This window comes from Bifidobacterium sp. LH_424 (assembly GCF_056356895.1).
Genome location: NZ_JBKEVC010000011.1, coordinates 46,457 through 72,435 on the forward strand (window position 1 = coordinate 46,457; position 25,979 = coordinate 72,435).

Here is a 25,979-nt window from a genome sequence, read left to right on the forward strand (position 1 = left end):
CGGGCGACGGCGGCTCCGCACCCGTGACGTTCGAACCGATGATCGCGCCGCCGGCACCGTCCGATGCGGGCGCGGCGGCGGGCGAGGCCCCACTCGCGCCGCCCGCGCCGTCACCTGTCCCGTCACCCGCTCCGGCGGCCGTCCCGGCGCCGCCGGAAGGCGCGACGCAGGCCGCGCCCGGCTCCGCCACCGTCGCCGCGCCGACGATTCCGGCGGACGGCGACGACGCGGACGGTTCCGACGGCGACGGGAACGACGCCAGCGACGACGAGCGCGTGCTCAAGTCGCCGTTCCCGCTGCCCGACCTGCGCGAAGGCGACGACGATGACGACGACATCGACGCCAGCCGCGACGAGTTCACCACCGTCTACGACATCATCGACCGGCTGGAGGCCGTGCTGGAGGAGGCGAAGGGCAGCATCTTCTTCCCCGACCAGGTGAAGATCGACCGCGCCGAGTTCGCCGGACAGCTGAGCGACCTGAAGAAGATGCTCCCGGTGCAGCTGGAACGCGCCTCCGCGCTCATGCGCGAGGCGGAACGCCGGCTGGAGGGCGCGCAGACGCAGGCGAACGCGATCGTCGCCTCCGCGCAGAGCCGCGCCGCCGACATCGTCAAGGAGGCGAACGAGCAGGCGCAGTTCCTCGCCGGACAGGAGAACGTCACCGAGATCGCGCGGCAGAAGGCGCGCACGATCCTCAACACGGCGCAGACGAAGGCCGACCGGCTCACGCGCGGCGCCGACGAGTACTCGACGAAGGTGATGGAGTCGCTGCGCTCCCAGCTCGCGAAGATGAGCGGCGACGTGGACGCCGGGCTCAACGTGCTCTACGAGCGCCGCAAGTCGGCGGGCGAGCAGATGCCGCACCTCGACATCAGCGACTACCCCGAGTCGCGCTGACCGGCGGATGCCCCCGGACAGACCGAACGTCAACAAACACGTCAACAGACACAGACACGTCAACAGACACAGACACACCGAAAGAAAGGCTTGGACCATGTCCCGTCCCGAAGATTCCCCGTGGGCCGTTTCCGTCGCGCAGGTCGCGTCGCGCGCCGGCCAGTCGAAGGCCGTCGACGCCGACTTCCCCGCGCCGAGCGGCATCGGCGACGAGGTGATCGGCGTCGAGGAGGGCGCGCCGGTGCACGTCGCCGGCTCGTTCGACTCGATCGTCGACGGCCTCATCCTCACCGCGCGCGTCACCGCGCCCGTGCACGCCGAGTGCACGCGCTGCCTCAAGCCGATCAGGCGCGACTGGGGCGTGGACGTGACCGCGTTCTTCCCCTACGAATCCGAGCGCGACGCGAACCGCGGCCGCGACGACGGCAAGGGCGAGGTGGACATCATCGCCGGCGAGGAGGAGTCGGAGGACACGTACCCGCTGCTCCAGGGCGGAGCGTTCGCCGATCTCGAGGCGCTGCTGCGCGACACGCTCGTCGAGAAGCTGCCGCTTCAGCCGCTGTGCCGCGAGGACTGCAAGGGCCTGTGCTCGCAGTGCGGCGTCGACCTGAACGAGCACCCGGACCACCACCACGAGACCACCGACATCCGCTTCGCCGGACTCGCCGCGCTGAAGGCGCAGCTGGAGGCCGACGGACAAGGCGAGTGACGACACGCGGCGGCGTGCGCACCGTCTTTGTACAGGCGGTGCGTTACAGTACTGAACGCTTAAGCTCAATGTTCGAACGAAACAGAGGATACTGAAATGGCACTGCCTAAGTACAAGACCTCGCGCGCCAACACGCACTCGCGTCGCGCGAACTGGAAGGCGACCGCTACGGCGACCGTGACTTGCCCGAACTGCGGCGAGCCGGCCCTGCCGCACATGGCCTGCCCGAGCTGCGGTTCCTTCCGCGGCCGCATCTACCGTGAGGCCATCCGCCCCGGTCACGCCAAGTGATCATCGCGGCATAGCCACGAATAACGGCATGAAGAAAGCCCTGCCATCGACGGGTGGCGGGGCTTTCGCATAGCTGCACGCCGTTTTCATGCGGCCGTTTTCATATGGCCGTCCGCAAACGGCCCGAAGGACAGCGAAATCCCCAAGGACATCAAGGAGCATATGATGACCGAAACCACATCCACCCGCACCGCCGGCCCGTCCGACGCGGCGAACGAACTGCTGGAGCGTCTGGGCACGACGATCAGCCCCGACCTGCTCGTGCAGGCGCTCACCCACCGTTCCTTCGCGCACGAGCACCCCGGCGTCAAGCACTATGAGCGTCTCGAGTTCCTCGGCGACGCCGTGCTCGAACTCGTCGCCACCGAGACCCTCTTCCGTGTCCATCCGGACATGACCGAAGGCCAGTTGGCGAAGATGAGGGCCAAGGCGGTGAGCGAGGAGGCGCTGAGCGCGATCGCCCGCACCAAACTGCACGTCGAGCCGTACATCCTGCTCGGCCGCGGCGAGGCGGCGCAGGGCGGCGCCTCGAAGAGCTCGATCCTGTGCGACATCGTCGAATCGCTGATTGGCGCGACGTTCGTCGAACACGGCATCGACGGCGCGCGCGAGGTCGTGCACCGCCTCGTCGACGACACGCTCGCCGAGGTCGCGACCGAAGGCCCGGCGCTCGACTGGAAGACCTCGCTGACGGTGAAGGCGCACGAGCTCGGCAGGCCGGAGCCCGTCTACCACATGTCCGTCTCCGGACCGGAGTACGCGCAGGTGTTCACCGCGCGCGTCACGCTCGGCGACGACGAGACGGTGCTCGGCACCGCGCGCGGCTCCAGCAAGCGCAAGGCGCAGCTGGCCGCGGCGGAGATCGCCTGGCACAAGCTGTCCGACTGATTCCGTCGCCTCGGACGCGCGGAACGCACGGGCGGAACACACGCGTCCGGGGCGACGCGCGTTCCGCCCATTGGGCCATATCTCGCAAACATCCACGGAACGCATAGACTGGTAACACGCGCGAAAGCCGGCCACGACCCGGCTTTCCATGCAACGGGGCCGCCTGCGGTTCGGGCCACACGCCCGGAGAAGGGCGGCCATGGACCAGTAAGTGAAGTGTGAGAGGGATTATGGCTTTACCCACGCCTTTGCAGGCTTTCAGCGGCGTGCCCAAAACGCCCGTGAGCGACAGGCAGACCATCGTCGACGGTGAGAAGATGACCGGCGCGCAGGCGCTGGTCCGTTCGCTGGAGGATCTCGGCGTCACCGACGTGTTCGGCATCCCGGGCGGGGCCATCCTGCCCGTCTACCATCAGATCAACGACGACCTGAAGTTCCGGTTCATCCTGATGCGCCACGAGCAGGCCGCCGGCCACGCCGCGGAAGGCTACGCGATCGCCACCGGCAAGGTGGGCGTGTGCATCGTCACGTCCGGTCCGGGTGCCACGAACGTGGTCACCGCCATCGCCGATGCGAACATGGACTCCGTGCCGATGGTCGTCATCACCGGCCAGGTGGGCGTCAACGCGATCGGCACCGACGCGTTCCAGGAGGCCGACATCGTCGGCATGACCTACCCGGTCTCCAAGCACTCGTACCTCGTCACCCGCGCGCAGGACATCCCGCGCGTGCTCGCCGAGGCGTTCCACGTGGCCGCCACCGGCCGCCCCGGCCCGGTCGTCGTGGACCTCACGAAGACCGCGCAGGTCGGCGACATGTATTACTCGTGGCCGCAGCGCATGATCCTGCCCGGCTACAACCCGACGACGAAGGCGCACGGCCGCGTGCTGTCCGACGCGGCGAAGCTGTTCAACCAGTCGTACCGCCCGGTGCTGTACGTCGGCGGCGGCGCGATGCGCTCCAACGCCGGCGCGCAGGTGAAGCGTCTCGCGGAACTCACCGACTCCCCGATCGTCACCACGCTGCCGGCACGCGGCATCGTGCCCGACTCCGACCCGCACAACCTCGGCATGCTCGGCATGCACGGCACGGTGGCGGCCACCGGCGCCGTGCAGCGCTGCGACCTGCTCGTCGCAATCGGCGCACGCTTCGACGACCGCGTGACCGGCAAGCTCGACGCGTTCGCGCCCGGCGCGCGCGTCATCCACATCGACATCGATCCGGCGGAGATCGGCAAGAACCGCACGCCGGACGTGCCGATCGTCGGCGACGTGGCGACCGTGCTCGACGACCTCATCCCGGAGATCGAACGCGCGCAGGCGATCACGCCGAAGCCGAACCACAAGCCGTGGTGGGACCGCATCGCCTACTGGCGTAAGCAGTACCCGATGACGTGGGACGAACCGACCGATGGCTCGCTCGCCCCGCAGTGGGTCGTCAAGACCCTCTCCGACATGGCCGACCCGTCCACGATCTGGGTGACCGGCGTGGGCCAGCACCAGATGTGGGCGTCCCAGTTCATCGACTTCGAGAACCCGAAGTCGTGGATCTCCTCCGGCGGCCTCGGCACGATGGGCTACGGCCTGCCGGCAGCGATCGGCGCGTCCGTGGGCTCGGCCCGCGAGTTCGACGGCAGGAAGCCGGTGTGGCTCATCGACGGCGACGGCTCGTTCCAGATGACCAGCGAGGAGCTGGCGGCCGCGTTCTTCGCGCGCACGCCGGTGAAGATCGCGCTGCTCAACAACTCCGTGTACGGCATGGTCCGCCAGTGGCAGACCCTGTTCTACGACCACCACTACTCGCAGACGAACCTGCTCGACGGCGAGGCGCACGGCGCCGAGGGCGACGCGCAGGCGGCCGCCGGCGAGCTGCCGCTCGAGGTGCCGGACTTCGTGAAGCTGGCCGAGGCCTACGGCTGCGTCGCGTTCCGCGTGTTCACCGAGGAGGAGGCCCGCGAGGCCATCAAGAAGGCGAACGCGATCGACGACCGTCCGGTGCTCATCGACTTCCGCGTGTGGAAGGACGCGATGGTGTGGCCGATGGTCGCCGCCGGCGCGTCGAACGACGAGGTGACGTACAAGCCGGGCGTCAAGCCCCTGCTGGACGATACCGAGGGCGACGCGTACGTGAACGCCGCCGAGGAGGCCCGCGAGGCCGCCGACGCGTCGGATGGAAAGGAGAACTGACATGCCCGCGAACTATCCTGCTTCCAAGCCCGGCTCCGAGCGTCATACGCTGTCCGTGCTGGTCGAGAACCGCCCGGGCGTGCTGGCCCGCATCGCGGGACTCTTCGCCCGCCGCGCGTTCAACATCAACTCGCTGTCCGTCTCCCCCACCGAGCGCCCGGACATCTCGCGCGTGACCGTCACGGCCGACGTGGAGGCCGTGCCGCTCGAGCAAATCATCAAGCAGCTCAACAAGCTGCTGCACGTGCTGAAGATCGTCGAACTCGAACCGAACACCACGGTGGAGCGCGAGCTCGTGCTCATCAAGGTGGCCGCCGACGAGTCCAACCGTTCCGACGTGCTCGAGATCGTGCGCCTGTTCCGCGTGCGCGTCGTCGACGTGAACCCGGAGTCGCTCACCATCGAGGCGACCGGTGCGGAAGGCAAGATCGACGCGTTGCTGGGCCTGCTGGAGCATTACGGCGTGATCGAACTGGTCCGCTCCGGCGCGGTCGCCGTGACCCGCGGCCCGAAGGCGCTGAGCGAGAAGGTCCTCGGCTCGGAGATCACCGGCCGCTGAGTTCAGTCATCGGCCTGCCGCCGATTGGGTGACCCACGCATAGGGAACATAGGGGGTTTGGGAGTGTCGCAAGACATTCCCAAACCCCCTTTTCCTTGGCATTCATCTGCTAGCATTATGCTTGCATATATGACTGCATCATGACAGCACGAGGGGCTGCCATGACGAAACGGCGAGGAGGCGACGATGAGCACGAGCGAGGCGACCGGCACCATCACAGTCCGCAAGGTGCCCGCGGACTGTCTGGCCACGCTGAAGAAGATGGCGAAGGACAACAACCGCTCGATGGAGGCGGAGGTGCGTTCGCTGCTGGAGGACTGCACCACCGAGTATCTGGCGCACCGCATCACCACCTCCGCCGATCTCGTGGCGGAAATGCAGCGTCTGCTCGATGGCGAAGGCCTCGGACCGGACGAGGAGCTGTGCCCGCCGCGCAATACCTACGATTTCGGGCCACGTTCCGTAGACCTCGGCCTTGGAGACGACGATGAAGATTGCGGGGACGATGATGATCACCGTCCTTGACACCAACGTCATCAGCGAAGTCACCAGCAGAAGTCCCATGAACGTCAACGTCCGCGATTGGGTCATATCACAACGCCTTCAGACCCTTCACACCACAAGTATCACCATCGCCGAGCTGCTGTATGGCATCGCCCTGCTGCCGGAATCACGCAGGAAGGAGACACTCAAACAGACCACGTCGGCGATCATCGACAACTTCCGGCAGCGGACACTGCCTTTCGATACCGCAGCCGCATCATATTACGCCGCCATCGTCGCCACACGACGGGCATCAGGGCACCCCATAGGCATGCAGGACGCGATGATCGCGGCGATTGCGCGGGCGCACGGCGCGGCCGTGGCGACGCGCAACGTCAAGGATTTCGAGGGCACCGGGGTCACACTCGTCAATCCGTGGGAGCACGGCCGCCGGTAGCGCGCGGGCACCGGCGGCGCACCACACCGCCCCCGTCCGCTCACAGGTCGAGCGGTGGCAGGGAGACGGTCGCGTCGGCGCGGTCACGGCAGGCGGCGATACGGCGGGCGTTGACCTCGTCGACCTCCATGACCCACGTGCGCGCCCGCTCCGGAGTCTTGCCGAACCTGACATGGCGTTCGACGAGACGCTCGCGGCGCAGCTCGTCGTCGACGTCGACGTACCAGACCTCGGTCATGGCCGCGCGCACGTCCTGCCACGCGTCGGCCTCATCGAGCAGGTAGTTGCCTTCGGTGACGACGAGGCGCGTCCACGGGAACACGGGAATCGCACCGGCGAGCGGCTGCTCCAGGTCACGCTCGAACATCGGGGCATAGATGACGCCGTCCTCGCCCTCGTGGATGCGGCGCAGCAGGGAGCGGTAGCCACGCGCGTCGAACGTGTCGATCGCGCCCTTGCGCTCCAGACGGCCCAGACGCCTGAGTTCGACGTCGGCCAGATGGTAGCCGTCCATCGGCACCCATGCGGCGAAATGGTCCTTCGGCTCGGCATCGCCGCCGGGCACGCCTTCTGCGAACGCCTCGGCGAGGAGCTGCGCGAGCGTGGACTTGCCGGCGCCCGGCGCGCCCACGATGCCGAGGATCACGCGCTCATGGGTTGCGAGCAGCTGGGCGACGCGGGACTTGGCTTCTTCGAAATCTGCGATATGGACGGTCATCGTCGTTTCCTCCTGTGGAATGTGCGGGTTGCGGCATCCGCATGTGTTTGCCTTGGAGTGCCCCGGAAGCTTCACCGCCTTCCATTGCTCTCCTTGTAGTACATAAATGTACCATAGTTTTGTATAGTGCTATACAAAATAGAAGCAATTATTGTGAAGATATTGTCAATACAGTGATGCGCTATGCTAACTGATATGAATAAGCCCGTGGAACAACCCGAACTCGGTGACGGCGCCGTCGAACTCCTCACCCAACTGCGCACGCGCGGCCCGATGACGCGCAGCGAGATCGGCGCGGCGACCGGCTGGGCGCGTCCGACCGTGAATAGACGCATCGAGGAATTGGAATCGATCGGCATCGTCCGACCGCTCTCCATGCCCAGCCGGACCGGCGGACGCCCGGCACAGGGATTCACGTTCGATCCGTCATGCGCGGTCATCCTCGCCATCGACATCGCCACCACGGTCACCACGATCGCCCTGTGCGATCTCGCCGGCGTGCCGACCGCGGTCCGGACCATCGGGACCGGCGCCGAGGACGAACCGGAGCACGCGCTCGATCTGATCGAGACGGCGGCGGACGCGCTGCTGGCCGGCACCGGCGATGACGGCGCCACCAGCCCGTATCGTCTGTGCGCGGTCTCCATCGCCGTGACCACGCGCGTCGAGACCGCCACCGGCAACATCATCCAGGCGCCGGTGATGCGCCACTGGGAGAACCATAATCTGCGCGACCACTTCTCCGCGCGCTACCACGTGCCGGCGTTCGTCGAGAACGACGCCAACGTGCGCGCCCTGTGCAAGGCGCACCGGATGGCCGCCGACGGCGAGCGCATGGTCGCCGACCTGCTGTACATCCACGCGGGTATGGGATTGGGTGCGGGCATCGTCTCGAACGGCGAGATCATGCACGGCGCGTTCGGCGGCGCAGGCGATATCGGCCACATCCACGTGTTCGGCACGACCGGCGCGGAAAGCCCGTGCCGTTGCGGCAATCTCGGCTGCGTGGAGGCCTCCGCGGGCGGCTGGGCCGTATTGGAGGCGCTGCAGGATGCCGGCGAACCGGCGCGCACGCTGGCGGACGTGGTCGATCTCGCCGCGCATGGCGATGTCGAGACGGTGCGGCTGGTCCGTCAGGCGGGCCGTCTGATCGGCGATGTGGTCTCCGCCTGCGTCAACATGCTCAATCCGTCGTGCATCGTGGTCGGTGGGGAGCTGTCCCATTGCGGCGAACTGCTGATGAGCGGCGTACGCGAGCGCGTATGGGCCCGCGCGCAGCCGCTTGCCGCCGCGCCGTTGCGCATCGAATCCTGCGACGACGAGGCGCGGGCGGGCATCGTCGGATTGGCCTACGCGGCCATTGACCAGGGATTGACGTCCGCGGAGTTTCTGCGGAGGCTCGCCCGAGACTGACCGCCCGCCCCGACTACTGTTCGAGCTGTTCGGAGAGTTCCATCCATTCGGTTTCAAGCGCGTCGGATTCGTCGGTGACGGCCTGCAATTGCTCGTTGAGCTTGTTGAGCCCCTCGTAATCGCTCGGATCGTGCGCGGCCATCTGCGCCTCGAGCTCGGACTTGCTCTCCTCCAGCTTGGCGAGCTTGCGTTCGATGGCGGCCACGCGCTTCGAAGCCTCGTGGAACGCCTTGCCGGTGAGCTTCGGGGCGGTCGTATCCCCGGCTCCCTCGACGGCGCTACCCCCTCCGTCGCGTGGCGACACCTCCCCCTGCAAGGGGGCGGAAGAGGTGCTCTTCCGGCCGCTCTTGCCGCCGGTGCCGGCGAAACCTGGCGTGTCCTCGGGCAGCCCCTTGCCGTTCTTCAGGCTCTCGACCATGTCGAGGTAGTCCTGCACGCCGCCGGGCAGATGGCGCACCTTGCCGCCGATCAGCGCGAACTGCTGGTCGGTGACGCGTTCGAGCAGGTAGCGGTCGTGGGAGACGACGATGAGCGTGCCCGGCCACGTGTCGAGCAGGTCCTCCATCACGGCGAGCATGTCGGTGTCGAGATCGTTGCCGGGCTCGTCCATGATGAGCACGTTCGGCTCGTCGAGCAGGATGAACAGCAGCTGCATACGGCGCTTCTGACCGCCGGACAGGTCACGGATCGGGGTCATCAGCTGCGCCGACTCGAAGCCGAGACGCTCCATGAGCTGGCCGGGCGTGACCTCCTTGCCGTCGACGATGTAGCTCGGCTTGTAGCGCGACAGCACTTCCTTGATCTTGTACTTGCCGAGCTTCTCCAGTTCGTCGAGACGCTGCGAGAGCACGGCGAAACGCACGGTCTTGCCGATGTTCACGCGGCCCACGGTCGGCGTGAGCGTGCCGTCGATGAGCTTGAGCAGCGTGGACTTGCCGGCGCCGTTCGCGCCGACGATGCCGAAACGGTCGCCGGGGCCGATGAGCCAGGTCACGTCGTCGAGGATCTCACGGCCGGAGACGGTCACCTTGCGCGCGGCGGACGTGCCGTCGCCGGAACCGTCGGCCGCGCCGCCGTCCGCGCCCGCCGCGGAGGCGTCCACGCCGATGGACTCGCCGCCGGTGTTCCTGCGGCGCACAGCGCGATCGTCGTCCGACGTCGCGGCGCCGCCCTCCGCCTCGGCCTTCGCGCGCGCCTCCTCGGCGGCGGCGACCGCCTCGGGCACGCCGGCGTCGACCAGACGCGGGTCCGTCATATCGGTCACGGCCACCTCGACCGAGCCGTGCAACTGCGGTTCCGCGTACATCGGTTCCACCACGTCCACACGGGAGGCGGATTCGGCGAGCGCGGCCGCGTCCGGATCGACTTCGACGTCGGTCTTCTCGAAGATCTGCGTCACGTCGACGAGGTCGACGACCTGCTTGCCGAGGCGCGACGTCGCCATCTGCTTGAGCTCGAGCGTGTTGCGCATCGGCGGCACGTCGGCGATGAGCTCGCGCGCGGCCTTGACGTGGAACTTCTGCTTGGTGGAGCGGGCTCGCGCGCCGCGCGACAGCCAGGCGAGCTCCTTGCGCGCGAGGTTGCGACGCTTCGTCTCGCGCACGTCGGCCTGACGGTCGCGTTCGACGCGCTGGAGCATGTACGCGGAGTAGCCGCCCTCGAACGGCTCGATGACCCCGTCGTGCACCTCCCACATCGACTCGCACACCTCGTCGAGGAACCAGCGGTCGTGGGTGACGAGCAGCAGCGCGCCGGCGCCCTTCGACCAGCGGTTCTTCAGGTGTTCGGCGAGCCAGTGGATGGTGACCACGTCGAGATGGTTGGTGGGCTCGTCGAGCGCGAGGATGTCCCAGTCCTTCAAGAGCAGTCGCGCGAGGTCGGCGCGGCGGCGCTGGCCGCCGGACAGGGAGCCGACCTTCGCGTCGAGGCTCATGCCGCCGAGCAGCGCCTCGACGATCTCGCGGGATGTGTTGTCGGACGCCCACTCGTAGTCGGCGCGTCCCTCCAGCGCGGCCTCGCGGATCGTGGCGTCGTCGTCGAGCGGATCGCGCTGGTCGAGCATGCCGAAGGTGAGTCCGCCGCGCTTCGTCACGCGTCCGGAATCGGGCTCCTGCGTGCCGCGGAACAGGTGGAGCAGCGTGGATTTGCCGTCGCCGTTGCGGCCGACGATGCCGATGCGGTCCCCTTCGAACACGCCCTGCGTCACGTCGGTGAAGATGGTCTTGGTGGCGAAGGCGAGCGAAACGTGTTCCAGTCCAATATCGTAAGTCGGCATAAGCCACTAACTTAGCGCCACCACCGGGCATCCGCCGCCCCTCACGCCCCACGGCACCCCTCCCGCACCCCATGGTGCGCTCTTTCTCCCATGGTGCGGCCTTTCCCTCATGGTGCGGCAACACACTTTCTCCATAATGGCGGAATGACGCCATTCCCGCTCACCGCACCATGAGGGGTTTACCGCACCATGGGATGGAAAGGCGGGGGAAATCAGCAGATGACCGGGTCCTTGGGGGCGTTCGCGCTCGCCTCGCGGACGAGACGGCGCGCGTAGCTGTTGCAGCGGGCGGCGAACCCGGTGAACACCTGGTCGGCGAGCGGGTGCAGCAGCGGGTTGTATTGCGCGAAGTCCTCGCGCAGCTTCGACTTGGAGCCGCCGGCGGCCTTCAGGTCCTTGACCATGCTCGGCTCGTCGAGCCACTCCTCCATCAGGGCGGAGCTCACCTCGAGATGGAACTGGAGGCCGAGGGCCGATCCGGCGCGGAACGCCTGCACCTTGGTGAGGGGCGAGCGGGCGAGCAGCTGTGCGCCCTCGGGGAGCCCGACCACGTCGTTGTGCCAGTGCAGCACGTTGATCTGCTTGTCCCACATGGAGAAGTAGTCGTGCTTGTCGACGCGCTTGATCGGCGCGAACCCGATCTCCGGCTGCTCGCCGCGGTGCAGTTTCGCACCGAGCGCGGTGGCGATGATCTGGTGGCCGAGGCATACGCCGAGCACCGGCTTGTTCACGGCGATGGCGGCGCGCGCCAGCTTCGCCTCCGCCTTCAGGCCGGGATACTTGTCGTAGTCGGTGGCCCCCATCGGGCCGCCCATGATGACCAGGCCGGCGACCTCGTCGAACGAGGGAAAATCGGGTTTCTTCTTGTCCACCACGTTGAGGATCTGATAGCCGAGGCCGATCTCGTCGAAGGCGGTGGCGATGCGGCCGGGCTTCTCCCATGGGACATGTTGCAGAACAAGCACTTGTGGCGTCATGTCTCCTATTGTGGCACGACCCACGTAAACGACGGGCGCGTCGGCCGTCCGGTTGCGCCCGTCGCCGTCCGCACATACTCTGTTGACTTATGGGAAACAGCCAAGAACCGCATGATTTCAGCACTTCCGTGATGCCGAGCGCGTTCACTCCGGTGAAGGTCGCCAAGGCCGCCGCGGGCCTCAAGCTCTACGACACCGCCTCGCATACGACGAGCGTGTTCACGCCGATCAAGCCCGGCGAGGTGGGCATCTACGTGTGCGGCGCGACGGTGCAGTCGTCGCCCCACATCGGCCACATCCGCGCCGCCGTCGCGTTCGACATCGTGCGTCGGTGGTTCCTCAAGCTCGGCTACAAGGTCACGTTCGTGAGGAACGTCACGGACATCGACGACAAGATCCTCGACAAGGCCGCCGCCGCGGGCCAGCAGTGGTGGGCGCGCGCCTACTACTACGAGCGCGAGTTCACGCACGCCTACGAGACGCTCGGCGTGCTGCCGCCGACGGTCGAGCCGCGCGCGACCGGCCACATGTCCGACATGATCGACCTGATCGAACGCATCATCGCGAACGGCCACGGCTACGTGGTGACCGACGCGGACGGCGAGCCGACCGGCAACGTGTACTTCGACGTGGCGTCGTGGCCGCATTACGGCGAGCTGACGCACCAGAAGCAGACCGCCGAGGTGGACGAGGCGGCGGCCGTGGCCGACCGCATGGGCCCGTCCGTTGACGCCGCCGGCGACGACAAGTACAATCCGGTCGATCCGGCCGACGCCTCCCCCGACAAGCACGACCCGCGTGATTTCGCCCTGTGGAAGGCCCCGAAGGACACCGATCCTCAGGACGCCCGCTGGAGCACCCCGTTCGGCGTGGGCCGCCCGGGCTGGCATATCGAATGCTCGGCGATGAGCCACCGCTACCTGAAGGACGGCTTCGACATCCACGGCGGCGGCCTCGACCTGCGTTTCCCCCACCATGAGAACGAGATGGCGCAGACGCGCGCCGCCGGCTACGATTCGGCCGCCCGCTGGATGCACTCCGCGTGGGTCACCGCGAAGGGCGAGAAGATGTCGAAGTCCCTCGGCACCGGCCTGTCCGTGCCGAGCGTGCTCGCCGAACATTCCGCGTGGGTGGTGCGCTACGCGCTGGGTTCCGTCCAGTACCGTTCGATGCTGGAGTGGTCCGATCAGGCGCTCGTCGAGGCGCAGGCCGCGTACGACCGCATCGCGAACTTCATCGAACGCGCCGGCGTCGCGCTGGGCGGCCAGCCCGCGCGCGACGAGATCGAGGCCGTCTCCGCCGACGATCTGCCCGCCGACTTCACGGCCGCGATGAACGACGACGTGAACGTCTCCGGCGCGACCGCCGCGATCTTCACGGCGATCCGATCCGGCAACACGCTGCTCTCCAAGCTCGCCGACCACGCCGACTCGGACGAGGCCCGCGCCGAGGTGCGCGCCTCGCTCGTCGCCGTGCGCGCGATGCTCGATACCCTGGGCCTCGATCCGCTGGCCGAGCCGTGGGTGTCCGCCGGAGCCGCGGGCGGCGCTGGCGACGGCGCCGACGAGTCGCCGGAGCATGTGGCGTTGGAGAAGCTGATCGGCGAGCAGCTGGCCGCACGCGCCGAGGCCCGCAAGACGAAGGACTTCGCGAAGGCGGACGCGATCCGCGATGCGCTGGCCGGAGCCGGCATCGCCATCGAGGACGGCCCGCAGGGCTCCACCTGGAGCCTCAAGTAGGCGGATGCCGCGACTGAGGGAGAGACTGTGGACGGGGTCGACCGGTCTCTCCCTCCGACCTCGCTTCGCCCGGCCACCTCCCTCGTCAGAGGGAGGCAAGGAAGGTGCCCCTTCGTTTTCCCCCGCCACGGCTAGACTGTTGCCCATTATGGCAGCATTTAGTTCTTTGACTGACAAGCTCTCGAATGCGTTCAAGCATCTGAAGAGCAAGGGCAAGCTTTCCGAAACGGACATCGACGGCACGATCCGCGAGATCCGCCGCGCGCTGCTCGACGCCGACGTGGCGCTCGAAGTGGTGCGCCCGTTCACCGCGCGTGTGCGCGAACGCGCGCTCGGCACCGAGGTGTCCGACGCGCTGAACCCGGCGCAGCAGGTCGTGAAGATCGTCAACGAGGAGCTGACCGCGATCCTCGGCACCGGCGTGGACCGTCCGCTGAACTTCGCGAAGAACCCGCCGACGATCATCATGCTCGCCGGCCTGCAGGGCGCCGGCAAGACGACGCTCGCCGGCAAGCTCGGCTACTGGCTCAAGGATGCGGGCCACACCCCGCTGCTGGTCGCGGCCGACCTGCAGCGTCCGAACGCGGTCACCCAGCTCCAGGTGGTGGGCGAGCGCGCCGGCGTGCCGGTGTACGCCCCGGAGAAGGGCGTGCAGTCGGACGGCGGCGACGCGGTGTCCGCGCCGGGCCAGACCACCGGCGACCCGGTGAAGGTGGCGCGCGATTCGATCGCCTTCGCCAAGCAGAAGCTGTACGACACGGTCATCATCGATACCGCCGGTCGTCTCGGCGTCGACGAGGAGCTGATGAAGCAGGCACGCGACATCCGCGACGCCGTGAACCCGAACGAGATCCTGTTCGTCATCGACGCGATGATTGGCCAGGACGCGGTGCGCACCGCGAAGGCGTTCGACGAGGGCGTGGACTTCACCGGCGTGGTCCTGTCCAAGCTCGACGGCGACGCGCGCGGCGGCGCCGCCCTGTCGGTCGCGTCCGTGACCGGCAAGCCGATCCTGTTCGCCTCGAACGGCGAGGGACTGAAGGACTTCGAGGTCTTCCACCCGGACCGCATGGCCTCCCGCATCCTCGACATGGGCGACATCCTCACCCTGATCGAGCAGGCGCAGAAGCAGTTCGACGAGAAGCAGGCCCGCGAGGCCGCGGCGAAGATGGCCGAGGGCGAGTTCGGTCTCGACGACTTCCTCGAGCAGCTGCAGCAGGTCCGCAAGCTCGGTTCGATGAAGTCGCTGCTCGGCATGATCCCGGGCATGGCGGCCCACCGCAAGGAGCTCGAGCAGTTCGACGAGCGCGAGATCGACCGCACGGAGGCGATCATCCGTTCGATGACGCCCGAGGAGCGTCGCAACCCGAAGATCATCAACGGCTCCCGCCGCGCCCGCATCGCCTATGGTTCCGGCAACACGGTCTCCGCCGTCAACGCGCTGCTCCAGCGGTTCGAGCAGGCCGCGAAGATGATGAAGCGCATGTCGAACAAGGCCGGTCTGGGCGGCGGCGTGCCCGGCTTCGGCGGTTCGATGGGCGGCGGCAAGAAGAACAAGAAGGCCAAGGGCAAGAACAAGAACAAGAAGGGCCGTTCCGGCAATCCGATGAAGCGCGAGGCCGAGGAGAAAGCGTTGCGCGACCGTCTGTCCGGCAAGAAGTCGGGCGGCTCCGCGTTCGCCAAGCCGCAGAACCCGGCCCTGCCCGCCGGCCTCCAGCAGGCGTTGGACGCGAACGGCGGCGAACTCCCGCCGAACCTCGGCGGCGGCCTCGCCGGTCTGCTGCGGTAGACCACGTCTCGGCTCCCCTTGTCAGGGGAGCTGTCGCCGAAGGCGACTGAGGGGTAGTCCATCCTTGGTCGGTCTCTCCCCCAGTCAGTCTACGGCTGCCAGCCCCCTCGACGAGGGGGCCTATTTAATTGTCCTCAAGAAAGGTGTCTGTTCATGCTGGTCTGGTTGCTTTGGGGCGTGATGATCGTCGGCATGCTGTGGGTGCTGCTCAGCGAGCTGCCCGCGGGCATGGAGGCGCGCATGCCGTTCCCGTACATGATCGCCCTGATCCCGTTCCTGTGGGTGCCGCTCATCGCCTGCGCCGTGGTCGCCGGAATCATCCACGCGTGGGGTCCGATGTGCTGTCTGCTGGGCGTCGCCCTGTCCGCTTCGACCCGCCGCATCGCGTATTGGGGCACGGACCCGCATCCGCGGCGGGAGCGCCGCACCGAGGCCATGGCGCGTGACGCATCCCGTGAAACGTCGCGTGAAACGGATTCCGACGATCGTGGAACATCGCGTGAAACGTCACCCGCCGAACCGCCGTCGTCGCTCACGCTGATGACGCTCAACTGCCGCTACGGACGCGCCGACGCCGCCGCGATCGCGCGCGAGGCGCGCATGCGCGGCGTCGACGTGCTCGCGCTGCAGGAGGCGACCGACGACCTGCTCGCGCGTCTCGACGCGGCCGGCATCGCCGATCTGCTCCCCTACCGCCAGTCCGGCGAGTCGAAGGAGACCGACAACGGCGGGTTCAACGTGATCCTCTCCCGCGTCGAACCGGACGACGCCACATCCGACGCGATCGCCATCCCGGCGGCCGACGTGCCGTCGATCACCCTGCCGATGGCGGGCGGACGCGACGTGACGTTCGCGTCCGCGCACCCGAAGTCGCCGATGAGGGGGCCGCGCGAATGGTCGGCGGGCATCATCGGTCTCGGCGGGCTCGCCAAGGCCGCGAAACAGGAGGACCACGCCATCGCCGTCGTGCTCGGCGACCTCAACTCCTCCACCGAGCATCCGAGCTTCCGCGCGCTGCTGAAGACCGGATTCCACGACGCGAGCCTCACCCAGGCGAAGGGGCCGAACCTCACGTTCCCCCGCTGGCTCAAGTGGCCACGCATCGAACTCGACCACATCCTCGCCACGCGCGGGGCGGACTTCGACGCCGTCGCATCGTTCGAGATCCCCGAAACCGACCATCTCGCGCTGACCGCCCGCCTCACGGTGCGCGCGTAGAGACGCACGTACCGAAGCACGCGCATAGGCGTGTCGCGAGTCCGGGGCACGGCGCTATAATGAACCGGTTATTCGCGAGTGCGTGGCGCCCTCTACACCCCGTGCCGCGAGGAACACGTGGGCTCGGCGAGCTGCGCCCCACAATGCGAACCGAACACACACCCCTGATATTTTTAAGGAGAGCCACTTTGGCAACCAAGATTCGTCTGAAGCGCATGGGTAAGAAGTTCTACGCGTTCTACCGCGTGGTCATCATGGATTCCCGTACCAAGCGCGATGGCCGCGCCATCGAGGAGATCGGTACCTACGATCCGAACACCCAGCCTTCCACGATCAAGATCAACTCCGAGCGCGCCCAGTACTGGCTCGGCGTCGGCGCCCAGCCGACCGAGCAGGTCTACAAGCTGCTGAACATCACCGGCGACTGGCAGAAGTTCAAGGGTCTCGACGGTGCCGAGGGCACCCTGAAGACCGTTGAGGCCGGCCCGGACGCCGCCGCCCGCGTCGAGGCCGTCGAGGCCGAGGCCCAGAAGCTCAAGGCCGCCAAGTCCGAAGCCGAGGCGAAGGCCAAGGCCGAGGCTGAGGCCGCTGCCGCCGCCGAAGAGGCCCCGGCTGAGGAAGCCGAGGCTCCGGCCGAGGCCGAGTGAGCCACGCCGCAAGGCGTACTTGACGACGACATTGCCTTCGACGCGGTAGGCTGAGTAATCAGCGACCCGTGGTCGAAGGCAATGCTGCATAGAAAGGCTGATTGGAATGCTCGCACAGGCAGTGGAACATCTCATCAAGAACATCGTCGATTTCCCGGACGACGTGTCCGTCAAGTCCCATGAGAACGCGCGCGGCGAACTGCTTCGCGTGCGCGTGAACCCGGAGGACATCGGCCGCGTCATCGGCCGTTCCGGTCGCACCGCCAACGCGATTCGCACCGTGATCCAGGCGCTGTCCGACCACAAGGTGCGCGTCGACATCATGGACGTGCGCCACTGAACCGACTGGCGAGGCCGACGGACGACTAGGTACTCGATGGGGTACACTGCTTGGCATGGCAGATCAGAATATGCATGACGACCCTCAGCAGCTCGAACTGCTGAGGGTCTGTCGTATCGGACGGGCGCAGGGCATGAAGGGCGAGGTCACCGTCCAGGTGTTCACCGACGAACCGGAATGGCGCTTCGAGCCCGGTTCCGTGCTCTATTCGAAGGACGGCGCGACCGAATACGTGGTCGAATCCTCGCGCACGTTCAAGAAGCGCTGGATCATCAAGCTGGAGGGCTGCGACAACCGCGACGCCTCCGAGGCGCTCAACGGCACCGAACTGTACGGCGAGGCCGACGATCCGGACGAGATGCTCGAAGCGGACGAATGGTACCCGAAGGACCTCATCGGACTCGAGGCCCGCATGGCCGAAGGCAACGGCCTCGGCGTGGAGGAGAGCCACGTGGTCGGCAAGGTGGTCGACGTGATCGACTCCCCCGCCCAGTCGCTGCTCAGGATCAGGCTCGCCGAACCGGTGCAGGTCGGCACGGCGAAGGACGGCACGCCGGTCATGGAGAAGACCGCGCTCGTGCCGTTCGTCGACGAGCTCGTGCCGGATATCGACGTGGAGGAGGGCTACCTCACGCTCGACCCGCCCGGCGGCCTGATTCCGGGGATCTGACCGGGCGAGCTCGAACCACCCGAACCACCCAGACGAAAAGCGAGGCTGTGACCGGACGCGGTCGCAGCCTCGCTCGCATTCACACTTCCGCGACCCAGTGATCGGCGTCGCCGACCCGGTGCAGCGCCGGCACATGTCCCTCGCGGATTGCCTGCGCATAGGGGCGGTGCGTCGCCGGATCGCCGTCGCGCCCGCCGCGCCCGCCGCGCAGTCCGGTCGCGGCGTGGCGGCGACGCGGGTCAGGCACGGGAATCGCGTCGAGCAGCTCCCTGGTGTACGGGTGCAGCGGGTTATTGAACAGTTCCTCGCGGCTGCCGCTTTCCACCACGACGCCCAGATACATGATGACGATCCGGTCGCACAGGTGCTCGACGACGCTCAGGTCGTGCGAGATGAACAGGAACGCCGTCCGGCGGATCTCCTTCAGATCGCTGAACAGGTTGATGATCTGCGCCTGGATCGACACGTCGAGCGAGGCGACCGGCTCATCGGCAACGACGAAATCGGGGCGCAGCGCCATCGCGCGGGCGATGCCGATGCGCTGCCGCTGGCCTCCCGAGAACTCGTGCGGGTAGCGGTCGAGCGCGTCGGCGTTCATGCCGCAAATCCCGAGCATCCGCACGACCTTGTCGCGCACGTCGTCCTTCGTGGCGAGCCCGTGCTCGACCATCGGCTCGCCGATCGCGTCGACGATCGGCAGCCTCGGGTTGAGCGAGCTGTACGGGTCCTGGAAGATGTACTGCATCTGCGGGCGCAGCGTGCGCAGCTCCTTGGGCGGCAGCGCGAAGACGTCGCGCCCGCGGAACCGCACCTCGCCATCGGTCTTGGATTGCAGGCGCAGGATCGTCTGTCCGAGCGTGGTCTTGCCCGAACCGGATTCCCCGACGAGGCCCACGGTCTCGCCGGCGTTCACCGTGAGGCTCACGTCGTTGACGCCGCGCACCACATCGGTCGTCCGGTTGAACAATCCGGTTTTGATCGGGAAGTACTTTTTGAGATGGCTCACCTCGACGAGCGGCGCGGTCGGGTCGCCGAGGTCGCGGCGCGACAGGTCGACGTCGTCGAGACCGCCGAGCGTGTCCGTCGCGTCCGTCGCGTTGCCGGCGTCCGTCGCGGCCGCGGCGGGACCGGCGTGGCCTGCGTCCGTCCCGTCCGCGGCGCCGCCGTCCGCCGTCGCGCCGTCGAAACCGTACCGTTTGCTGAAGAACGTTCCGTCGGACAGGTCGGCGAATTCCGGCGCGATGTCGCGTACGGTCGCGAGACGGCGGCGACGGTCGCCGATCACGGGCCTGGTGGCGAGCAGCGCCTTGGTGTACGGGTGCGTCGGATGGTCGAAGATCGCGTAGACGTCGCCCTGCTCCATGATGTGGCCCTCGTACATGACGACGACCTTGTCGGCGACTTCCGCGACCACGCCGAAATCATGCGTGATGAACAGGATCGTCAGGCCCATCTCCTGTTTGAGCGAGAGCAGCAGGTCGATGATCTGCGCCTGGATGGTCACGTCCAGCGCGGTGGTCGGCTCGTCGGCGATGAGCAGCTTCGGCTCGCAGCTCAATGCGATGGCGATCATCGCGCGCTGCACCATGCCGCCGGACAGCTCGTACGGGTACAGCCGCATGATGCGTTCCGGGTTCGGCAGGCCGACGCGTTCCAGCCATGCGATGGACTTGCTCCGCGCCTCCTTCTTGGTGACGTCCATGTGCGTCAGGATCGTCTCGACCATCTGGTCGCCGATCGTGAACACCGGGTTGAGCGAGTGCATCGGCTCCTGGAAGATCATCGAGATGTCTTCGCCGCGCAGTCGCTGCAGTGATTTGGCGTTCATCGCGAGCACGTCCCGTCCGTCGAAGACGATGCTGCCGGAGTCGATGCGGCCCGGCCGGTCGATCAGGTTGATCGCCGACATCGCGGTCACGGATTTGCCGGAGCCGGATTCGCCGACGATGCACGTCACCTCGCCGCGCGGCACGTCGAACGTGACGCCGTCGACGGCCGTGCGCACGCCGCCGTCCTCCTGCGGGAAGGACACGTGCAGGTCCTCGATGCGCAGCAGCGGGCCGTCGCCGCGCTGGTTCCGGTCGTTCCGGTCGTTCCGGCCGATGATGTTGTCGCCCGACAATTCACGCCTCCTTCGAGCGGGGGTCGACGACGTCGCGGATGCGGTCGCCGAGCACGTTGATGCTGACCACGGTGATGAAGACCGCGAATCCCGGCGGAATCCACAGCCACCAGCGTTTCTGGAAGTCCATGAGGTTCGAGGCGACGGCCATCATGTTGCCCCACGAGGCGTTCGGCGGCATCACGCCGAGGCCGAGGAAGCTCAGCGTCGACTCCATCAGGATGCCGCCGGCGACGCTCAGCGTGGTCTGCACGATGAGCAGCGGGTAGACGTTCGGCATCAGATGGTGGAACAGGCGGGACCGGGTGCTCAGTCCCAGCGCCTCGGTGGCCTTCATGTAGAGCTCCTCGCGCAGCGACAGCACCTCGCCACGTAGCATGCGGGCGATGCCGGGCCATCCGATGAGGCTCAGCATGACCATCACCACGTAGATGCGCGAATCGGCCGGCACCTTGAACGCGGAGAGGAACGCCGCCATGATGATGAGCAGCGGCAGGCTCGGGATGGACATGAGCAGGTCGGCTACGCGCATGACGACCGCGTCGACCAGTCCGCCGAAGTAGCCGGAGACCACGCCGATCAGCGCGCCCAGCACGATCGACATGACGGTCGAGAGGATGCCGATGAGCATCGAGACGCGACCGGCGTACATGAGTCGGGTGAGCACGTCGCGGCCGTAGTCGTCGGTGCCGAGCCAGTGCGCGAGCGTCGGCGCCTGTTCGGCGACGCGCACGTCGAGCTGGTTCTGACCGTACGGGCTGAACAGCGGGCCCAGATAGCTGAACACCAGCATGAAGATCAGGATGCCGATCGCGATCTGCGCGGCACGGATGCGCACGAGGTCGCGCGCGTAGCGGCGCCACAGCGGGAGCGTGCGGTCGGTTTTCTTCGATTTCGCCGTCTTCGGTTTCGTCGTCTTCATCGTCGTCACCCCCATCTCACGCCTGCGCCTTCTGCGCGAGCCTGACGCGCGGGTCGGCGAGCGAATAGGCGATGTCCGCGAGGAAGTTGCCGAGGATCGTCAGGAACGACAGCAGCAGCGTGCAGGTCATCAGCACCTCGTAGTCGCGGGCGTTCAACGCTTCGAGCTGGATCGGGCCGATGCCGGGCCATGCGAAGATCTGCTCGGTGATGATCGCGCCGGAGAACAGTCCCGGCAGCTCGAAGCCGAGCAGCGTGATGGCGGGCAGCATCGCGTTGCGCAGCGCATGCCGGTACACGACCGCATGCTCCTTGATGCCGCGGGCGCGGGCGCATTTGACGAAGTCGGCGCGCAGCGCGGTGAGCATCCCGGAACGGAAGTACCGGGTGAGCGACCCGGCGGAGAAGAAGGCGAGCAGCAGCACCGGCAGGATCATGTGGCGTCCGACCTCGAGCGCATGGGCTAGCCCCGTGCTGGTGCTGCCGGTATCGATCATGCCGCCGACGGGCAGCCAGTGCAGATCCACGGCGAAGAACTTGATCGCGAGAAGCCCCACGAAGAACGAGGGGAACGACATCGAGGCGAACACGACGATCGTGACGATCTTGTCGATGGTCGAGTACTGGTGGGCGGCGGAATACACGCTGATGATCACGGCCACGGTCCAGGCGACGACCATCGCGGCGAGCGCGACGATGAACGAGTTGAACATGTACGTCTTGAGCAGGTCGGTGACCTTCTCGTTGTATTTGAGAGACCAGCCGAAGTCGCCGTGGAGCACGTTGCCGAGCCAGATGAAGTAGCGCTGCAGCGGCGGCTTGTCGAGTCCGTACAGGGCGCGCAGCTCGGCGAGTCGCGCCGGCGTGAGCTTGCGGTTGCCGGAGAAGAAGTCGCCCGGCATCAGGGCGAAGAGGAAGAAGACCAGGATCGAGAGGAGGAACATCATCACGATCATCTGGCCGAAGCGTTTGAGTGTGTATCGAACCATGGGGAAGCTTTTGTGTCTCGGGGGTCATAGGTTGGTCCCGTGACGCCCGGCGAGGGGCGTCACGGGACCGTTCGATGGCGTCGGAGCGTCACCGGAGCGTCGGTCGCGTCACTTGTCGGCGATCTCGAGCTTGGCGAGCACCTGGGAGACGTCGCTGTTGCCGGTGGAGTACTTGTCGGCGCCCTTGATGCGGGCGTTCCAGGCGCTCACGGACTGGCGGTAGGCCAGCGGGATGGTCGGCACGTCGGCGTTGAGGAGCTTGTAGATCTTCGCGTAGATCTCCTTGCGCTTGGCCTTGTCCTGGGTGGAGATGCCCTCCTTGGCCAGCTTGGTGACCTCGGGGTTGTCGTAGCCGGTCAGGTTGACGCTCGGGTTGGTGCTGTAGAACTCCTTGATCGCGTCATCCGGATCGACGAGGCCATTGGTGCGGAAGCCGCCGACCAGATCCCAGTCGCCGCCCTGCGTCCAGCGCTGGATGATCGTATCGCCGTCCAGCACCTCGGGCTGGAAGTCGACGCCGATGGCCTTGTAGTTCTCGGTGGCAATCGGGACGACCTGGTCGTCGTCCTTGCTGGTCAGGTAGTGGATGGTGAGCTTCTTGCCGTCCTTGACGCGGATGCCGTCGGAGCCTTCCTTCCAGCCGGCCTCGTCGAGGAGCTTCTTGGCCTTGTCGGCATTGAACTTGTACGGGTTCACGCCCTTGTCAGTGTAGGACCACTGAGTGGGCGCGGCGTAAACGTTGGCGACCTGGCCGAAGCCCTTGTAGGTCACGTCGATGATCTGCTGGCGGTCGAGGCCGTAGACGAGGGCCTGGCGCACCTTCTTGTCCTTGAGGATCGCGTTCTTGTTGTTGATCCAGATCTCGCCGATGTCGGGCACGGTGGATTCGCGCACGGAGGCGAAGCCGAAGGACTTGAGCTGGTCGACGTTGTCCGGGTCCGGGGAGAAGCCGTCGAAGTCGGTCTCGCCGTTCTGGAAGTTGGCGAGCGCGGTGTCCTTGGAGGTGACCTTGAAGATCAGGTGGGCGATCTTCGGCTTGCCGCCGTAGTAGTACGGATTCGCGTTGTAGCGGATCTCCTGGCCGTCGACGTACTTGTCGAGCTGGTAGGGGCCGTCGCCCATCGGCTTGGAGTACAGGTCCTTGAGGTAGTCGAGCTTGCCCTTCTTGTAGTCCTTGCCGTAGTAGGCCTTGGAGAGCACCTGGCCGCCGAGCGTGGTCAGCGCCAGCGGGTTGACCTTGGTGGTCTCGATGGTGATGGTCTGATCGTCCACGACCTTGATGCCGGAGATCGAGTCGGCGCTGCCGTTCTTGTATTCGTCGGCGCCCTTGATGCCGATGTCGGTGAAGTCGGCGCTGCCGGAGTAGGCCGGGTCGTTGAGCAGGGTGAGCGTGAACGCCACGTCCTTGGTGGTCAGCGGGCTGCCGTCGGAGAACTTGAGGTTCTTGCGCAAGTGGTACGTGTAGTCGAGGCCGTTGTCGGAGACCTCCCAGGATTCGGCCAGGTCGGGGATCGGGTTGCCGGCGGTGTCGGTCAGGACCAGCGAGTTGAAGATCGGCTGCGTGGCGTTGCCGTCCCAGCCGTTGTCCTGGAAGTAGGGCAGGAACACGCCGCTGGGCGAGCTGATGGTGGCGACGAACGTGTCCTTGCGGGCGTTGGCCTTGGCGGGGCTCTTCGAGGCGTCGCCGGTGGCGACGATCTTGTTGAGCTTGCCGTCCACCGTCGTGGGCGTGGACGTGGTGGTGGTCGCGTTGCTCGCGCCGCATCCGACGAGCAGCAGGGCGGCCACGCCGGCCGCGAGCGCCGAGACGGCGCGCGTGGCGAAAGTCGTTTTCTTGGTCATATGCGTTTTCCTCTCATTCGATTCGCACGAGAGGTATGGAATCGACGACCCGTCCCCCTCGCGTCATCACCGCGCAAGAGTAATACCTCGTTTCGAGCCCCGGGAACGTTTGTCATCAAATCATCTGATGGCGCGTTATCAGTCCCAGACCGTCCACGGATTGGAGACGCCATCATTTTTCGTGATATCACGCTGCAAGCCCCCGTAATCTCACGTTCCGCACCACGATTCGAGATATTCACCTGAAAGCCGCCGGCCGCACCCCTTGCGATAGGGTGGATGCTTATGAAGATCGATATCGTGAGCGTGTTCCCCGAGTATTTCGACGTGATGGGATTGAGCCTGATGGGCAAGGCGCAGGAGAAGGGCCTGCTGAGCATCACGGCGCACAACCTGCGCGACTGGACGCATGACGTGCATCATTCGGTGGACGACACCCCGGTGGGCGGCGGCGCCGGCATGGTGATGAAGCCGGCCGTCTGGGCCGAATGCCTCGACGAGCTGCTGGGCCTGGACCCGCAGGAGGACGCCGATACCATTCACGACGGGGTCCGCCCGGTGCTCATCTTCCCGAACCCGTCCGCGCCGCTGTTCACGCAGAAGGACGCGACCGAGCTCTCGCACGCGGATCATCTGCTGTTCGGCTGCGGCCGCTACGAGGGCTATGACGCGCGCATCCCCGAGTACTACCGTTCGCGCGGCGTGGATGTGCGCGAGTATTCGATCGGCGATTATGTGCTCAACGGCGGCGAGGTCGCGACCTCGGTGATGGTGGAGGCGATCACGCGTCTGGTTCCGGGATTCATGGGCAACGCCGATTCCATCGTCGAGGAGTCATACACGGGCGCGAACGCGCTGCTCGAACACCGCCAGTATACGAAGCCGGCGGAATGGCGCGGATTGAAGGTGCCGGACGTGCTGCTCTCCGGCGATCACGGCAAGGTGGACCGCTACCGCCGCGACGAGGCGCTGACGCGCACCGATGAGATCCGCCCCGATCTCATCGAACGGCTGGACTGCAAGTCCTTGGACAAGGCCGACCGCAAGACCCTGATGGCCCTGGGCTGGGAGGTCTCCGCCGCCCACCCCCGCAAACTGCGGTAGATATGATTTGGCCCCCTCTGACGAGGGGGCCACAACCACCTGAATTTACAGGCCGAAGACCTTGACGCGGGCGTCGGCCGGCTGCTTCTCGACCGGGCCGGCGGGCTGGGCGACGACGCCGAACGGCATCTGGGCCTGGAGCTTCCAGCTCTTCGGCAGGCCGAACTCGGCGGCGACGGCCTCGTCGATCAGCGGGTTGTAGTGCTGCAGGGAGGCGCCCAGGCCCTTCTCGGCGAGGGCGGTCCACACGGCGAGCTGGAGCATGCCGGCGGCGTCGCGGGCGAAGCCCGGGAAGTTGGCGGCGTAGGCCGGGATGTTCTCCTGCAGCTGCTTGGTGACGTCCTCATCATCGTAGAAGAGCACGGTGCCGTGGCCGGCGGCGAAGGAGTCGATCTTCGCCTCGGTGGACTTGAAGGCCTCCTCGTCGTTCACGACCTTACGCAGGGTCTCCTTGACGATGTCCCACAGCTTCTTGCTGGCGTCGCCGAACAGGACGACGGCGCGCTGCGGCTGGGAGTTGAAGGCGCTCGGCACGTCGACGACGACCTTCTTGACGAGGTCGGCGATCTCCTGGTCGCTGACCGGCGAGGCGTCGGTCAGCGCGTACTGGGAGCGGCGGGTTTCAAGGGCGGTGACGAAGGACATGGTTTCCCCTTTTCGTTCGTGATGCGGCCGCACATGCGCATGCCGCACACACAATATCTCGTTTCGAGATATGACTATACATGCATATCCCGATTCGA

At 66.7% G+C, this 25,979-nt stretch carries 23 protein-coding genes and 2 pseudogenes; 16 read left to right on the top strand and 9 right to left on the bottom strand.

Annotated elements, in window-relative coordinates:
- Window positions 1–38: 38 nt before the first annotated feature.
- The 8 genes from AC1AYP_RS08990 (at window position 39) to AC1AYP_RS09025 (ending at window position 6,472) form a co-directional block, all read left to right on the top strand.
- On the top strand, window positions 39–899 hold the full coding sequence (locus AC1AYP_RS08990; RefSeq protein WP_476547620.1) for an ATP synthase subunit B family protein: 861 nt from the start codon (window positions 39–41) through the stop codon (window positions 897–899).
- A gap of 97 nt (window positions 900–996) precedes the next feature.
- Window positions 997–1,608 (top strand): YceD family protein, encoded by a 612-nt coding sequence (locus tag AC1AYP_RS08995; protein ID WP_476503044.1) that lies wholly within the window; start codon window positions 997–999, stop codon window positions 1,606–1,608.
- A gap of 96 nt (window positions 1,609–1,704) precedes the next feature.
- On the top strand, window positions 1,705–1,899 hold the full coding sequence (gene rpmF / locus AC1AYP_RS09000; RefSeq protein ID WP_476503043.1) for a 50S ribosomal protein L32: 195 nt from the start codon (window positions 1,705–1,707) through the stop codon (window positions 1,897–1,899).
- Window positions 1,900–2,064: 165 nt separating this feature from the next.
- Window positions 2,065–2,787, top strand: a complete 723-nt coding sequence (rnc, locus tag AC1AYP_RS09005) for a ribonuclease III (protein WP_101621811.1) — start codon at window positions 2,065–2,067, stop codon at window positions 2,785–2,787.
- A 230-nt stretch (window positions 2,788–3,017) separates the two neighbouring features.
- Entirely contained in the window at window positions 3,018–4,973 is a 1,956-nt protein-coding gene (locus AC1AYP_RS09010; RefSeq protein ID WP_476547602.1) for an acetolactate synthase large subunit, read from the top strand.
- Between the two features lies 1 nt (window position 4,974).
- Entirely contained in the window at window positions 4,975–5,532 is a 558-nt protein-coding gene (ilvN, locus tag AC1AYP_RS09015; RefSeq protein WP_476503041.1) for an acetolactate synthase small subunit, read from the top strand.
- A gap of 186 nt (window positions 5,533–5,718) precedes the next feature.
- The gene (locus tag AC1AYP_RS09020) at window positions 5,719–6,057 is read left to right on the top strand and encodes a FitA-like ribbon-helix-helix domain-containing protein (protein WP_476547604.1); all 339 of its coding nucleotides are present in this window, start codon (window positions 5,719–5,721) and stop codon (window positions 6,055–6,057) included.
- Complete coding sequence (locus AC1AYP_RS09025; RefSeq protein ID WP_476503039.1) at window positions 6,038–6,472, top strand: PIN domain-containing protein; 435 nt, start codon at window positions 6,038–6,040, stop codon at window positions 6,470–6,472. Before AC1AYP_RS09020 ends, AC1AYP_RS09025 begins: the two co-directional genes overlap by 20 nt.
- A 40-nt stretch (window positions 6,473–6,512) precedes the next feature.
- On the opposite strand, the gene AC1AYP_RS09030 is transcribed toward AC1AYP_RS09025, so the two are convergent.
- Complete coding sequence (locus AC1AYP_RS09030) at window positions 6,513–7,190, bottom strand: nucleoside/nucleotide kinase family protein (RefSeq protein WP_476547606.1); 678 nt, start codon at window positions 7,188–7,190, stop codon at window positions 6,513–6,515.
- A gap of 207 nt (window positions 7,191–7,397) precedes the next feature.
- Between AC1AYP_RS09030 and AC1AYP_RS09035 the strand changes: the two genes are divergently transcribed.
- Window positions 7,398–8,603 (top strand): ROK family protein, encoded by a 1,206-nt coding sequence (locus AC1AYP_RS09035; RefSeq protein ID WP_476547607.1) that lies wholly within the window; start codon window positions 7,398–7,400, stop codon window positions 8,601–8,603.
- Between the two features lie 13 nt (window positions 8,604–8,616).
- Here the strand turns inward: AC1AYP_RS09035 and AC1AYP_RS09040 are convergent.
- The 3 genes and pseudogenes from AC1AYP_RS09040 to AC1AYP_RS09050 form a co-directional block, all read right to left on the bottom strand.
- Window positions 8,617–9,648 (bottom strand): annotated as a pseudogene (locus AC1AYP_RS09040) (ATP-binding cassette domain-containing protein); the annotation flags it as partial.
- Window positions 9,649–9,777: 129 nt separating this feature from the next.
- Window positions 9,778–10,878: pseudogene (locus tag AC1AYP_RS09045) on the bottom strand (ABC-F family ATP-binding cassette domain-containing protein); the annotation flags it as partial.
- Between the two features lie 212 nt (window positions 10,879–11,090).
- A complete protein-coding gene (locus AC1AYP_RS09050) occupies window positions 11,091–11,855 on the bottom strand; it encodes a type 1 glutamine amidotransferase (protein WP_476547609.1) in 765 nt (254 codons plus the stop codon).
- An 89-nt stretch (window positions 11,856–11,944) separates the two neighbouring features.
- On the opposite strand from AC1AYP_RS09050, the gene cysS reads away from it, so the two are divergent.
- The 6 genes from cysS (at window position 11,945) to rimM (ending at window position 18,258) form a co-directional block, all read left to right on the top strand.
- On the top strand, window positions 11,945–13,594 hold the full coding sequence (cysS, locus tag AC1AYP_RS09055) for a cysteine--tRNA ligase (protein ID WP_476547611.1): 1,650 nt from the start codon (window positions 11,945–11,947) through the stop codon (window positions 13,592–13,594).
- 148 nt (window positions 13,595–13,742) lie between these two features.
- Window positions 13,743–15,383, top strand: a complete 1,641-nt coding sequence (ffh, locus tag AC1AYP_RS09060; protein WP_476547612.1) for a signal recognition particle protein — start codon at window positions 13,743–13,745, stop codon at window positions 15,381–15,383.
- 156 nt (window positions 15,384–15,539) lie between these two features.
- The gene (locus tag AC1AYP_RS09065; RefSeq protein WP_476547622.1) at window positions 15,540–16,601 is read left to right on the top strand and encodes an endonuclease/exonuclease/phosphatase family protein; all 1,062 of its coding nucleotides are present in this window, start codon (window positions 15,540–15,542) and stop codon (window positions 16,599–16,601) included.
- A gap of 188 nt (window positions 16,602–16,789) precedes the next feature.
- On the top strand, window positions 16,790–17,248 hold the full coding sequence (gene rpsP, locus AC1AYP_RS09070; protein ID WP_476503033.1) for a 30S ribosomal protein S16: 459 nt from the start codon (window positions 16,790–16,792) through the stop codon (window positions 17,246–17,248).
- Between the two features lie 106 nt (window positions 17,249–17,354).
- Complete coding sequence (locus AC1AYP_RS09075; protein WP_034530099.1) at window positions 17,355–17,588, top strand: RNA-binding protein; 234 nt, start codon at window positions 17,355–17,357, stop codon at window positions 17,586–17,588.
- A gap of 70 nt (window positions 17,589–17,658) precedes the next feature.
- Entirely contained in the window at window positions 17,659–18,258 is a 600-nt protein-coding gene (rimM, locus tag AC1AYP_RS09080) for a ribosome maturation factor RimM (RefSeq protein ID WP_476503074.1), read from the top strand.
- A 79-nt stretch (window positions 18,259–18,337) separates the two neighbouring features.
- Here rimM and AC1AYP_RS09085 read toward each other — a convergent pair whose 3' ends face one another.
- The 4 genes from AC1AYP_RS09085 to AC1AYP_RS09100 form a co-directional block, all read right to left on the bottom strand.
- Entirely contained in the window at window positions 18,338–20,380 is a 2,043-nt protein-coding gene (locus AC1AYP_RS09085) for an ABC transporter ATP-binding protein (protein WP_476503032.1), read from the bottom strand.
- Between the two features lies 1 nt (window position 20,381).
- Complete coding sequence (locus AC1AYP_RS09090) at window positions 20,382–21,302, bottom strand: ABC transporter permease (RefSeq protein ID WP_476503031.1); 921 nt, start codon at window positions 21,300–21,302, stop codon at window positions 20,382–20,384.
- Window positions 21,303–21,318: 16 nt separating this feature from the next.
- Window positions 21,319–22,290, bottom strand: coding sequence for an ABC transporter permease (locus AC1AYP_RS09095; RefSeq protein WP_476503030.1), 972 nt, complete (start codon window positions 22,288–22,290; stop codon window positions 21,319–21,321).
- Between the two features lie 108 nt (window positions 22,291–22,398).
- Window positions 22,399–24,132 (bottom strand): ABC transporter substrate-binding protein, encoded by a 1,734-nt coding sequence (locus AC1AYP_RS09100; protein WP_476503029.1) that lies wholly within the window; start codon window positions 24,130–24,132, stop codon window positions 22,399–22,401.
- A 285-nt stretch (window positions 24,133–24,417) separates the two neighbouring features.
- Here AC1AYP_RS09100 and trmD point away from each other — a divergent pair, with 285 nt between their 5' ends.
- A complete protein-coding gene (gene trmD, locus AC1AYP_RS09105; protein ID WP_476503028.1) occupies window positions 24,418–25,236 on the top strand; it encodes a tRNA (guanosine(37)-N1)-methyltransferase TrmD in 819 nt (272 codons plus the stop codon).
- Window positions 25,237–25,281: 45 nt separating this feature from the next.
- On the opposite strand, the gene AC1AYP_RS09110 is transcribed toward trmD, so the two are convergent.
- Window positions 25,282–25,881 carry a nitroreductase family protein gene (locus AC1AYP_RS09110; protein WP_476503027.1) on the bottom strand — a complete coding sequence of 200 codons (600 nt, stop codon included), beginning with the start codon at window positions 25,879–25,881 and terminating at the stop codon, window positions 25,282–25,284.
- Window positions 25,882–25,979: the final 98 nt, after the last annotated feature.